Raw genomic sequence first — 12555 nt, 5'->3', positions numbered from 1 at the left:
GCCCATTCTTATCCCTTCCCCCTCCCCCCCCTCCCCTCCCCCCCCCCCCCCCCCCCCCCCCCCCCCCCCCCCCCCCCCCCCCCCCCCCCCCCCCCCCCCCCCCCCCCCCCCGCCACCGCCGCTACTTCGCGTACAGCAGTGTCCCGAAGCCCAGCTGGTCGAACCCGCCGCTGTTCGGGCCGTAGTCACCGCCGCCGCCCTCCGGCCTGACCTTCTCCGCGAGGGCGGTGATGTACGGCACGGACAGCCTGCGGCGGCGCGCGTAGTGGAAGTGGAGGAGGTCCCACACCGGGCGGGCCTGGCCGCGGCCCGCCTCGGAGATGACGGTCTGCTCGCGATAGGCGCAGTTCTGGCCCGTGCCCCAGGTGTACTTGGTGAACGGCACGTCCTGGCCCAGGTTGTACTTGGCGACGTACTGGGCGGCCTTCATGAACCGGTTGTCGTCGTGGCCGTAGAGGTCGTCGCCCTGGTTCCAGGCCATCTCGCAGATCGCGCCCATCAGCCCCATGCCCATCATCGTGTGGCCCTGGTCGCGGCCCGACTCCTGCCACTGGGCGAGGCCTTCGCCGTCGTACACGAAGGGGACGGCCTTCTTGATGGAGCCGTTGCCCGCGCCGTTCCTGAAGTACTCCACCGCGCGGTCGTACGTGGCCCTGTCGTCGCAGAGGATGCCAATGGCCATGACCGATGCCATGGTGCACAGGTCCCAGTTGGCCCAGTAGTTGGTGATGCAGGCGCCGTTGTGATTCTTCAGGAAGTCGTCGTTGAGGGGGTGGAAGACCTCGAGCAGCATCGTCTTGAACCGGTCGAGGTCGAACCCGTCGTAGCCGCGCATGAGTTCGGCGGCGTTGGCGAACTGGTAGCCGTAGATCCCGGCGGCCAGGAACCGGTCGGCGTTGCCCGTCACCTGGGTGAGCGTGGCCGACCAGGCGTTGAGGATGTCGCGCGCGGCGTCACCGTGCGCGGCCGAGCCGCTGATCCGCCAGCGCAGGGCGTTCTGGTACGCGGCGTGGATGTCGCGGTAGAGGGTGGGGTAGTTCTGACCCGTGCCACCGCGGATGATCACGTCACGGGGGCTGGCCTTCCAGGTGGCCGCGGAGAGCGCGTTGCCGGTCAGCTTCTGCCAGCCGGGTGTCCAGGGCGCTGCGCCCGCGGCGACCTTCACCTTGGCGCGGTTGAGGTCACCCGCGTTGTGCAGCATGCCGGGGTGGGCGAAGGCCGTGGGGGCGGCGTCCGCCTTCTCGTCGGTGAGGGCGATCGTGGCCGCGCCACCGACGGCGCCCGCGGCGGCGAGGCCTCCGGAGACCTTGAGCATGCCGCGACGGCTGAGCCGATGCCTGTTGTCCTGACCCATGGGGATGGCTCCTTGAGGCTGCGAAGGGGGCTGAGGATGCGATCACCCAGGAGACGGGGCGGGCGGCCACCGATAACAGAAATCGGCACCTCGTCGGCCGCATCCGTCGTCGACCGCCCCCGCCGTCAGCCCTTCGCGGGCCCCGGACCCGAGCTGGCCCGCACCGTCAACTCCGGTGCGATCAGCGCGACTTCGTCGACGCCCTGCCCCCGGAGTTTCGCGACGACGCGCTCCACCGCCTGCCGCCCCATCTCCTGTGCCGGGATGGCGACAGAGGTGAGGCGCACCGAGGCCTGGGTGGCGACCTGGTCGGGGCAGATCGCGATGACGGAGACGTCCTCCGGGATGGCGCGGCCCTGCTGGCGCAGGAGGCTCAGGAGGGGCTCAACGGCCGACTCGTTCTGTACGACGAACCCCGTGGTGCCGGGGCGTTCGTCGAAGATCCGGGCAAGCGTCGCGGCCAGCGCGTCGTACGTCCCCTCGCAGGGCCGGTGCAGCACGCGCAGGCCGAGCTCGCGGGCCCGCGTACGCAGCCCGTCCAGGGTGCGCTCGGCGAACCCGGTGTGCCGCTCGTACACGGCGGGCGCCTCGCCGATGACGGCGATCTCCTGGTGGCCGAGCTCGGAGAGGTGCTCGACGCACTGTGCGCCGGTCGCCACGAAGTCTAGGTCCACGCAGGTCAGACCCGTGGGGTCGGCGGGGAGGCCGATGAGGACGGTGGGCCGGGCGATCTCGCGGATCAGCGGCAGGCGCTCGTCGTGCAGCTCCACGTCCATCAGGATCATCGCGTCGGCGAGCGCGCTGCCCTCGATGCGGCGGACCGCCTCGGGGCCCTCCTCGCCGGTCAGGAGCAGCACGTCGTACCCGTGGGTGCGTGCGGTGGTGGCGACGGCGATGGCTATCTCCATCATCACCGGCACGTACATGTCGGTGCGCAGCGGCACCATCAGCGCGATGATGTTGGACTTGCTGCTGGCCAGGGCGCGGGCGCCGGCGTTCGGGTGGTAGCCGAGTTCGCGGATGGACCGCTCGACGCGGTCCTTGGTGGAGGCGGAGATGGACCGCTTGCCGCTGAGTACGTAGCTCACCGTGCTGGCCGAGACTCCGGCGTGGCGGGCGACCTCGGCAAGGGTGACCATTCAGCTCTCCCGGACAGTTCGACAGGTCGTGAGGCGGCGGCGAAGCGCTTCGACTTGGGGCCACCTCGACCCTAGAGGGACACCCATGTGCTGTCCATAGGCGTGTCGAAGCGCTTCGACTGACTCGGTCAGCCTGGGGAGTTGTCGTCCCCGTACACAATGCCACGGCCGTTCGTGGACACGTACACCCGCCCGTAGATCCGGGGATCACCGGTGATGGCCGCGCCGGTCCAGCCCCACTGGTGGGCGCCGTCGTTGACGCGCGCCCAGCTCGCCCCGGCGTCGGTGGAGCGGAAGATGCCGCGCACGCCGTCGATCTTCGCGCTGGTGTAGAGCGTCTGGTGGTCCGAGCCGGGCGCGGCCTTGCCGAAGCCGATGGTGTCGGCCTCCTCGACGCCCTGGACGCGGGTGAAGCTCGCGCCGGAGTCCGTCGAGTGCCACAGGCCGTACGTCCCCCCGGCCTTTCCGCCCGCCAGCCAGATGTCCCCCTTCGAGCCGGGCACGGCCTTGAAGCGCGCCGCACCCTCGGCAGGCAACCCGGTGGACGCCTTCGCGGTGAAGGTCGCCCCGCCGTCCGTACTGACGTAGAACGTCCCGGACTTGAAGCCGTAGAACGTCTTCGGGTCCGCCCGGTCCGACTCGACGACCGCGCCCTGCGGGATGCCCGTGGACGCCGTCCACGTGGCGCCCCGGTCTCCGCTGGTGTGCACGCCCGTGCCGTCCGGGCTCCACACGAAGCGGCTGCCGTCGGCGGACGCGGCGACCGTACCGCCGCCGGAGACGCCCGAAGGCTCCTTGCCCGCCGACCAGCTGGCGCCGTTGTCACGGGAGAAGGCGATGCGCGGCCCGCTGTCGAGCTGTCCGACCCGCACCACCGTGTTCGGGTCGGACTCGGCGTGGTCGAGGCTTGTCGTGGTGGTGAAGTGGGGCTCGGTGTACATCAGGGGCGGCACCTTGGTGACGTCCGTGTGCCGGAAGCCGCCGATGTCGCCGAGCGCGCTGAGCAGCGGCGCTCCGGAGGACGGTGCCGCGAGGTCGTTGACGGCGGTCTCCTCCAGGCCCTTCACCATCGGGGTGACGGTGAACTTGCCGCCGCTGTCCCATTGCCGGAGGTTCCTGGTGCCGTAGACGGTGGCCCCGGTGCCATACATCATCCGGTCGGAGTCGAAGGGGTCGATCTCCAGGGCCTCGGTCATCCAGCCCAGTTTCGGGGCCTGTTCGGGCGGCGCCGGGTTGGCGCCCCACGACAGCCACGGCACGGACGAGACGTCCATGGTGTAGCGGTTGGCGCGTTCGGGGTAGGCGGCGTAGCTCCAGGCGCCGGTCCAGCTTCCGCCGCTGTCGGTGGAGCGGAAGATCTGGGTGTCCGGGAACCACGAGCTGTACCCGGTGACCATGACGGTGCCCGGATGCTGCCGGTCGACGCTCAGCCCGCTGTAGCCGTAGTACGCGTCGGCGTCGGTGGCGGGGCTGATGTTCTTCCACTCGCCGGTGCGGGTCGCGTACCGCCACACCTGGCCCTTGCCGCCGTCGTAGGGGCCGCCCTTGTCGCTGTAGGCGAGGTAGAGGTAGCCGTTCTCGGCGTCGAGTACGCCCTTGTGGGCGAGGTGTCCTGTGGGCTGACCCGCGAGACGCGTCCAGGTGGCGCCCGCGTCCGTCGAGCGGTAGACGGCGTTCTCCTTGTCGGCGACGCCCACGTAGACGGTCTTGGTGCGCGAGCCGGAGGCGCCCGTGGACTCGTCGAAGGTGACCCAGGCGATGCCCTGGTTGTCGGAGGCGTAGCCGGTCGAGTCCGCCGGATCCTGCCGGTAGTCGCCGGGGTTGGGGAACGCGGTCACCTGCGACCAGGTGGCGCCGGAGTCGGTGGAGCGCCACAGGCCGTGGCCGCTGGGCGCCCCGAGGTACAGGACGCGGTTGTCGTGCGGGTCGACGGCGAGGCGTTCGCCCATGCCACGGCCCGGCATGTTGCCGCCGAGCTTGAAGGGCAGGTCGGCCTTCTTCCAGGTCCTGCCCCGGTCCGCCGAGCGCATGACGGCGCCCTGGCCGGGGTCCCAGTCGTTGGTGTACGTGCCGACAGCGGCGTACACCTTGTTCGGTTCGACGGTGTCAGACGCGATGCTGACGACCCCGGTGTGGCCCCAGTCGTCCCAGCCCACGGAGTCGAGCAGCGGGGTCCAGGTCCGGGACTTCTCCTGCCAGCGGTAGGCGCCGCCGATGTCGGTGCGGGCGTACGCGAGGTTCTTCTCGGCCCGGTTGAAGACGATGCCGGGGACGAAGCCGCCGCCGTCGACGCGGACGTTCTTCCAGGTGTACGACGCGGCCGGGGCCTTCTCCTTGACGCCGTCGGCACGGGCGTCGTCGGCCCCGGAGGAAGGGGCGGCCACGAACAGCAGACCCGGGATCAGGCAGAGGGCGCCGAGCAGCTTCCCGTTCCCGCCCCGCGTGGGACGGGCGCTCACTTCGACCCCGGCCCCGGTTCGAGGAGCTCGGCGTACGCGCCCATGGCCAGCGCGATGTCCGCCTGCGCCCAGAAGCGGTGGTAGGTGAACTGCGGAGCCGCTCCCCCGGCGAGGTAGGCCTCGACCTTCGGCCAGTCGGGGTCGTCGCGGTAGAAGGAGCGGATGGAGGTGAAGTCGGATCCGGAGTCGATGGTGTCGCCGTTGGGCATGGTGCCGGTCCAGCCGTTCGGGACGTACACGCCGTCGTCGAACCGGTTGTAGTCGGCGCGGGTCTCGGGCACCGCGATGCCCAGCGGGTCCTGGTAGTGCTGCCACATGCCGTCGAGGAGCGCCTTGGCCGTGGTGGCGGCCGCGGTGTGGCCGGTGGCGGCGGCGTAGTACGTGAGGGTCTTGGCGTAGGCGGCGGCCACGCCCACGTCGTTGGTGCGGTCGACGACGGAGACGTGAAGTCCCGTGTTGGCGCCGGGGTTCGCCGGGGTCCAGGTGTCGGGCTGCCCGGACCACTTCAGCGTGGAGGGGAAGGTGCAGGTGCCGTCGGCGGCGATCTTCGTCTCGGACAGGGCCCACGTGACCCACTTGTCCATGACGGTCTTCGCGGCGGGGTCGTCGGTCTCGTGGAGGTACTCGGCGACGCGCTCCATCGACCAGGCCTGGAAGCCGAACCACTGGTTGGACGGCGGGTCGTGGTAGACGGGCTTCTCGTCGTAGGCCATGCCGTAGAAGGTGGAGGTGCCGGCCGGGGGCTCGCCGTAGTGGCCCTGCCAGCTGTTGGTGGCTCCGCCCGCGATGGCGCCCTCGGCGGACTGCAGCCAGCGGTAGAACTCGATCTGCCGGGTCAGGCTCTTGGTCCAGTCCGCCTTGCCCGAGGCCGACTTGGGGGCCAGCGGGGCGTACGCGCTGAGGGCGAAGGCGGCCAGGGGGTTCTGGTAGCCGCCGTGGCTGTGGCTCGATCCGATGCGCCAGGCCCAGCCCGCGGAGGTGTCGGTGGCGCCGCCCCAGGCGTAGTACCAGGACAGCAGATAGTGCGAGCTGTTCTTGCCGCTGCCCGGCGCGCAGCCGGAGGGGTCGGTGCAGTCGCCGATGGTCTTGAAGTACTTGTCGAACAGGGCGTAGCGCAGATAGTCGCCCATCTTGGCCGCCTTGGCGACCGTCGCCGCGACCTGGGACTCCTTGCCCTGGGCGGAGGCCCAGACGTGCGCCCAGTAGGCGGCCTGCACGGCGCGGGCGTCGGCGTCGGGGGCGTTGGTGTACTTCCACTGCTTGGCGTAGGAGGCGTCGCCGGTGAACAGGTCGAGGTAGCCGTTCTTGCCGCCGTGCTCGAACTCGTCGCGGGTGGGGTGCGGGACGGTCTCCCAGACCGACTCCTGGGAGCCGCGCTGGAAGGTGTTGATGTAGACGGGCCCCGGGGCGCCGCCGCCGTAGCCGTAGATGTTGTCGACGTCCTGCAGCCAGTGCATGCCGTAGATGTCGTCGGTGCCGTACGCGCTCTTCAGCTCGGCGGCGATCGGGTCGGCGCCGGCCTGGATCGCGGGGTCGAGCCGGGCCGGGTACTGGGACGGCTGCTCGTGTTCGGGGGCGTACGTGGCTGGTTTCGCCGCATTGTAGAAACTGTTCGTCGGCTGGTCGGCATGGGTGGGGATCATGAATTTCTCCATGGTTTCCCAGGCCGCGTTGAAACGGGTCCAGTCGCCGCTGACCTTGCCGTACATGGCTTGCAGCCAGAGCAGATAGCTGTACGCCTCGGATGTCGTCTCGTGCCCGTGGTCGGGGGCTTCGACAATGAGGGTTTCGACGGAGTGGTACGGAATACCGTCCGGCGAGAAATAGCCGTTCGCGGAATCGGTGATCTTCGCGTAGAGGTCGAGGAACCGCTGTTCGTACTCGGTGGCCGCGGTCGCCGCCTGGGCGCTGTGAGCTGCGGGATTGAGCGCCACGGCGATGGGGGCGAGGGCGACTCCGGCACCGAGGGTGAGCAGGTTGCGGCGGCTGATTTCCGGTCTGGAGGGGCCGGAGCCGCGGGAATGGGGGGAATGGGGAAATGCAGACATGCCGGGATGACTCCTGACAGCTCGATGGTGGGGGCGGGCTCCGCGCGGGGAGCACGGAAAACAGTCGGAGGACCAGCGGGAAACGAGTGGGAGGACCAGCGGGAGCACCAGATGGAGCACCAGTGGGAGCGCTCCCAAAATTCAGCCGAATCGCCGCGATGTCAAGAGCCGTCACACGGAAGGGAGTTGTCGAATGAATTCGACAGCCGCGATCCGGAGAATCTGAGAAACCCGCCAACCTTTCTGTTCTCGGCGGCGACTTCCTGCTAGCTTCCACGGCACCAGTGGGAGCGATTCCGGTTCAATCCGAGGAGTCGCTCATGCCCCGATCCCTGCGTCCGCTCCGCACGTCGGCCGTCCTCGCGGGCGCCGTCCTCATCGCCGCCGGACTCGCGATGCCCTCCGCCTTGCCGACGGCGGACGCCGCGCCCGCCGTGGCGGCACCACCCCCGGTGCTGCACGCCGACGGCAACCGGCTCGTCGACGCCCGAGGCGCGACGCACCGGCTGCTCGGAGTCAACCGCTCCGGCGGCGAGTTCGCCTGTGTCCAGGGCTACGGCATCTTCGACGGCCCCGTCGACGACGCCTCCGTGAAGGCCATCGCGGACTGGAAGGCCAACACCGTACGCATCCCGCTCAACGAGGAGTGCTGGCTGGGAACCGACAACATCGACCCGCGCTACGCGGGCGCCAACTACACGTCCGCCATCAAGGATCTGGTCCGGCGCGTCCAGGACCACGGCATGACCCCGATCGTCGAACTGCACTGGTCGCACGGCCAGTACACCGGCAACTCGGCGGGCTGCTCGGACGTGCACGCCAGCTGCCAGAAACCGATGCCCAACGCGCGGTACACCCCGCAGTTCTGGACCTCGGTCGCCAACACCTTCAAGGACGATCCGGCCGTCGTCCTCGACCTGTTCAACGAGCCCTACCCGGACCGTGCGACGCCCACCACCGAGCAGGCCTGGGACTGCTGGCGGGACGGCGGCACCTGCCCCGGGATCGGCTACGAGGTCGCCGGCATGCAGGACCTGCTCGACGCGGTACGCGGGACGGGCGCGAAGAATCTCGTGCTCGCGGCAGGCATCGCGTACTCGAACGATCTCAGCGGCTGGCTGGAGCACGCGCCGAAGGACCCGGCGGGCAATCTCGCCGCGGCCTGGCACGTCTACAACTTCAACACCTGCTCCACCACGAGCTGCTTCGATTCCACGCTCGCCCCGGTCGCCGCGAAAGTCCCGCTCGTGGCGGGCGAGATCGGCGAGAACACCTGCTCCCACGGCTTCATCGACTCCGTCATGAAGTGGCTCGACGCACACCGGGCCTCCTATCTCGGCTGGACCTGGAACACCTGGGACTGCTCGTCGGGCCCCTCCCTGATCAGCTCCTACGACGGCACACCCACGGCGTTCGGCGCTGGTCTGCGCGACCATCTGGCCGCGCTCGCCGGCTGACCGTCCAGCTCCCCACAGCCCCGTCCACCCCCACCCCCGAAGGGAATCACCCCCACCATGAGCCGCACACACACCAGGCACCGCAGATCCCGCGCCCTCTTCCTCGCCGCACTCGCCACCGTCCTCGCCACGACCGGCGGCACCGCGCTCGCCGTGAGCGACAGTGCGGGAAGCACGACCGCGCAGGCAGCGGCGGCGCGCGTCGACAATCCGTACGCGGGCGCCAAGTCCTATGTGAACCCCGAGTGGTCGTCGAAGGCCGCCGCCGAACCGGGCGGCAGCGCCATCGCGAAGCAGCCCACCGCCGTCTGGCTGGACCGGATCGCCGCGATCGAGGGCGCCGGCGACTCGATGGGCCTGCGCGACCACCTGGACGAGGCGCTCAAGCAGGGCGCGGGTGTCATCCAGTTGGTCATCTACAACCTGCCCGGCCGGGACTGTGCCGCGCTCGCGTCCAACGGCGAGCTCGGCCCGACCGAGATCGGCAAGTACCAGACCGACTACATCGACCCCATCGCCGCGATCCTCGCCGACGCGAAGTACGCGAACCTGCGCATCGTCACGACCGTCGAGATCGACTCGCTGCCCAACCTGGTCACCAACACCGGCGGCCGCCCCACCGCGACGCCCGCGTGTGACGTGATGAAGGCCAACGGCAACTACGTGAAGGGCGTCGGCTACGCCCTTCGCAAGCTCGGCGCCGTGCCGAACGTCTACAACTACGTGGACGCGGGTCACCACGGCTGGATCGGCTGGGACGACAACTTCGCCGCGTCCGCCCAGGTCATGTACCAGGCGGCGACCGCCGACGGCGGCAGCGTCGACAACGTGCACGGCTTCATCACCAACACGGCCAACTACAGCGCCCTCAAGGAGAACAACTTCAAGATCGGCGACACCGTGGGCGGCCGGTCGGTCCGCGAGTCCACGTGGGTCGACTGGAACCGGTCCGTCGACGAGCTCTCCTTCGCCCAGTCGTTCCGGAGCCAGCTCGTCTCCTCCGGCTTCAGGTCCGACATCGGCATGCTGATCGACACCTCGCGCAACGGCTGGGGCGGATCCGCGCGGCCCGCGGGCCCCGGCGCCGCCACGGACGTGAACACCTATGTGGAGGGCGGCCGTTACGACCGGCGCATCCACATCGGCAACTGGTGCAACCAGTCGGGCGCGGGTCTCGGCGAGCGGCCGAGGACCGCCCCGGAGGCGGGCATCGACGCCTATGTGTGGATCAAGCCGCCGGGCGAGTCCGACGGGTCGAGCAAGGAGATCCCGAACGACGAGGGCAAGGGCTTCGACCGCATGTGTGACCCGACGTACGGGGGCAACCCCCGCAACGGCAACAACCCGTCCGGCGCGCTCGCGAACGCGCCGATCTCCGGGAAGTGGTTCTCGGCCCAGTTCCAGGAGCTCCTGAAGAACGCGTATCCGGCGCTGTAACACGCGCGGGCGGCAACCTCGCGGGGGCGGGCGGCAACCACATGTCGTACCGCCTCCGCTCAACTCCCCGAGGGACACGGGGAGTTGCGCCGACCACGCAAGGAGCCCGGAGTGAGCCGCACCCCCAGCCGCATCCCCACCCCTTTTCGGCGCAGAGCCCTCGTCGCGCTGCCCGCCGCCGCCCTGCTCGCCCTCGTCCCGAGCAGCGCCACCGCCTACCCCAATCCCGGCCAGGTCACCGGCGACATCGTCGTGCACGACCCGACCCTGGCCCGCACCTCGTCGGGCACGTACCTGCTCTATTCGACCGGCGACGGCCTGCAACTGCGCACCTCCACCGACCGGATCACCTTCGGCCGCGACGGCTCCGCCTTCCCCACCCGGCCCGGCTGGTGGAGCAACTACAACTCCACGGGTGACGTCTGGGCGCCCGACATCTCCTACCACGGCGGCAAGTACCTGATGTACTACTCCGTCTCGTCGTTCGGCTCGAACAAGTCGGCCATCGGCCTCGCGGCCTCCACCACGGGCGAGCCCGGCTCCTGGACCGACTACGGAGCCGTGTACACCTCCACCACGTCGAGCGACTACAACGCCATCGACCCGAATCTCTTCGTGGACGACGACGGCAAGTGGTGGCTGTCCTTCGGCTCCTGGTGGACCGGGATCAAGATGATCAGGGTCGACCCCTCGACGGGCAAGCAGTACGCGGGCGACACCGCCCGGCGTTCGCTCGCCTCGCGCCCCACCGGCACCAAGGCCGTCGAGGCGCCCTACATCGTCAAGCGGGGCGGCTACTACTACCTCTTCGCCTCGTACGACACGTGCTGCGCGGGCACCAGCTCCACGTACAAGATCAAGGTGGGCCGCTCCTCCAGTGTCACCGGGCCGTACGTCGACAAGAACGGCGTCGGCATGCTGAACAACGGCGGCACTCCGATCCAGGAGAGCCACGGCCGCTACATCGGCCCCGGCGGCCAGTCGGTCATGAAGGACGCCGACGGTGACCTGCTCGTCTACCACTACTACGACGGCCAGGACAACGGCACTCCGAAGCTCGGCGTCAACCTCCTGAACTGGAGCTCCGGATGGCCCGTCGCCTACTGACCCACCGCGGCAAGGACTCAGCCAAGCCGGATCACGTTCCATGACAGCGGCTCCAGGACGGCGCTCAACGTGCCGTCCTGGAGTGCGCTCCCGCTGACGCCGTGCGGGGTGACGCGCTCCGGCTCCGCGAGGGTGTTGCGGGCGTCCGGGTCCGCGTCGGACAGCGCACTGTGCTCGATGACAGTGGTCAACTCCAGCTCCTGGAGAGCGACTTCGAGGGACAGCGGCTCGCTCTGGCTGCGGTTGACCGCGAAGACCGTGACGGTGCCGTCCTCGGCGCGGACGGCCGTCGCGTGCAGCAGGGGCACCTCGCCGAACTTCCGCGTCTCGTGCGCGGACGACTCCACGCGTACGTCGAGGACCTGGCCGCGGCCGTACCGCGAGGCCTGCGCGAAGGGGAAGAAGGACGTCTGGCGCCAGGCGGGGCCGCCCGGCTCGGTCATGATCGGCGCGATGACGTTGACCAGCTGGGCCAGGCACGCGACGGCCACCCGGTCGGCGTGCCGCAGGAGCGCGATCAGGAGCGAGCCGACGACGACCGCGTCGGTGACGGTGTAGTTGTCCTCCAGGAGGCGTGGCGCCTCTGGCCAGTCGCGCAGGCTCTCCTCGACCTCGGGATGAGGCCGGGACTGGTACCAGACGTTCCACTCGTCGAACGAGAGGTTGATCTTCTTCTTGGACTTCAGTCGGGCGCCCACGTGGTCGCAGGTGGCGACGACGTTCTCGATGAAGGACTCCATGTCGACGGCGGAGGCGAGGAACGAGTCCCGGTCGCCGTCGGTCTCTTCGTAGTAGGCGTGCAGGGAGATGTGGTCGACGAGGTCGTAGGTCTCGGCGAGTACCGTGGCCTCCCACTCGGCGAAGGTCGCCATGGACTGACCGGAGCTGCCGCAGGCGACCAGCTCGACGTCCGGGTCGATCTGGCGCATCGCGCGCGCGGTCTCGGCGGCCAGGCGCCCGTACTCCTGGGCGGTCTTGTGGCCGGTCTGCCACGGACCGTCCATCTCGTTGCCCAGGCACCACAGGCGGATGCCGAAGGGGTTCTTGTCGCCGTGCGCGGCGCGCAGGTCGGACAGGGCGGTGCCGGAGGGGTGGTTGGCGTACTCCTGGAGGTCGAGGGCCTCCTCGACGCCGCGTGTGCCGAGGTTCACCGCCATCATCGGTTCGGCCTGCGGGCCGATCTTGCGCAGGAAGGCGATGTACTCGGAGAGCCCGAAGCGGTTGGTCTCCGTGGAGTGCCAGGCCAGGTCGAGGCGGCGTGGCCGCTCGTCGGCGGGGCCGACGGAGTCCTCCCACTTGTACCCCGAGACGAAGTTCCCGCCGGGGTAGCGCACGGCCGTCACGCCGAGCTCGCGGATCAGGCCGAGCACGTCGGTGCGCAGCCCCGCCTCGTCGGCCGAGGGGTGGCCCGGTTCGTGGATGCCTGTGTAGACGCATCGGCCGAGGTGCTCGACGAAGGAGCCGAAGAGCCGCGGGTCGACGTCGCCGACGGCGAAGGCGGGGTCGAGCGTGAAGCGGGCGGAGCGGGGGGCCATGGAGAACCTTTCAACGGGG

The 12555-nt window shown here is 69.8% G+C and carries 7 protein-coding genes and 1 pseudogene; 3 read left to right on the top strand and 5 right to left on the bottom strand.

What is annotated here, in order from left to right; all coding sequences use genetic code 11:
• Positions 1-121 precede the first annotated feature (121 nt).
• From ACZ5CR_RS30065 to ACZ5CR_RS30050, 4 genes and pseudogenes are all read right to left on the bottom strand, one after another.
• Positions 122-1354, bottom strand: coding sequence for an alginate lyase family protein (locus ACZ5CR_RS30065; RefSeq protein ID WP_468863087.1), 1233 nt, complete (start codon positions 1352-1354; stop codon positions 122-124).
• Between the two features lie 125 nt (positions 1355-1479).
• Positions 1480-2493, bottom strand: a complete 1014-nt coding sequence (locus ACZ5CR_RS30060) for a LacI family DNA-binding transcriptional regulator (RefSeq protein ID WP_468863085.1) — start codon at positions 2491-2493, stop codon at positions 1480-1482.
• 128 nt (positions 2494-2621) lie between these two features.
• Entirely contained in the window at positions 2622-4952 is a 2331-nt protein-coding gene (locus ACZ5CR_RS30055; protein WP_468863083.1) for a xyloglucanase, read from the bottom strand.
• A pseudogene (locus ACZ5CR_RS30050) lies at positions 4949-6832 on the bottom strand (glycoside hydrolase family 48 protein); the annotation flags it as partial. The pseudogene ACZ5CR_RS30050 and the gene ACZ5CR_RS30055, both read right to left, overlap by 4 nt.
• A 488-nt stretch (positions 6833-7320) precedes the next feature.
• Between ACZ5CR_RS30050 and ACZ5CR_RS30045 the strand changes: the two are divergent.
• From ACZ5CR_RS30045 to ACZ5CR_RS30035, 3 genes are all read left to right on the top strand, one after another.
• Positions 7321-8457: a glycoside hydrolase family 5 protein gene (locus ACZ5CR_RS30045; protein ID WP_468863081.1), complete on the top strand. Its 1137-nt coding sequence runs from the start codon at positions 7321-7323 to the stop codon at positions 8455-8457.
• Between the two features lie 57 nt (positions 8458-8514).
• On the top strand, positions 8515-9894 hold the full coding sequence (locus ACZ5CR_RS30040; RefSeq protein WP_468863078.1) for a glycoside hydrolase family 6 protein: 1380 nt from the start codon (positions 8515-8517) through the stop codon (positions 9892-9894).
• 111 nt (positions 9895-10005) lie between these two features.
• The gene (locus ACZ5CR_RS30035) at positions 10006-11001 is read left to right on the top strand and encodes an arabinan endo-1,5-alpha-L-arabinosidase (RefSeq protein ID WP_468863076.1); all 996 of its coding nucleotides are present in this window, start codon (positions 10006-10008) and stop codon (positions 10999-11001) included.
• A gap of 17 nt (positions 11002-11018) precedes the next feature.
• Here the strand turns inward: ACZ5CR_RS30035 and arfA are convergent, their stop codons facing one another.
• Entirely contained in the window at positions 11019-12536 is a 1518-nt protein-coding gene (gene arfA / locus ACZ5CR_RS30030; RefSeq protein ID WP_468863074.1) for an arabinosylfuranosidase ArfA, read from the bottom strand.
• Positions 12537-12555: the final 19 nt, after the last annotated feature.

This window comes from Streptomyces sp. NPDC031274, from assembly GCF_055570235.1.
Note: the sequence above shows the minus strand (reverse complement) of the source record. Positions and strands in the feature narration are given on the sequence as shown.

What these genes read in the sequence shown, in the direction of transcription:
- ACZ5CR_RS30045 (WP_468863081.1), top strand. Translation starts at nt 7,321, where the DNA reads ATGCCCCGATCCCTGCGTCCGCTCCGCACGTCGGCCGTCCTCGCGGGC.
- ACZ5CR_RS30040 (WP_468863078.1), top strand. Translation starts at nt 8,515, where the DNA reads ATGAGCCGCACACACACCAGGCACCGCAGATCCCGCGCCCTCTTCCTC.
- arfA (WP_468863074.1), bottom strand. Translation starts at nt 12,536, where the DNA reads ATGGCCCCCCGCTCCGCCCGCTTCACGCTCGACCCCGCCTTCGCCGTC.
- ACZ5CR_RS30065 (WP_468863087.1), bottom strand. Translation starts at nt 1,354, where the DNA reads ATGGGTCAGGACAACAGGCATCGGCTCAGCCGTCGCGGCATGCTCAAG.
- ACZ5CR_RS30060 (WP_468863085.1), bottom strand. Translation starts at nt 2,493, where the DNA reads ATGGTCACCCTTGCCGAGGTCGCCCGCCACGCCGGAGTCTCGGCCAGC.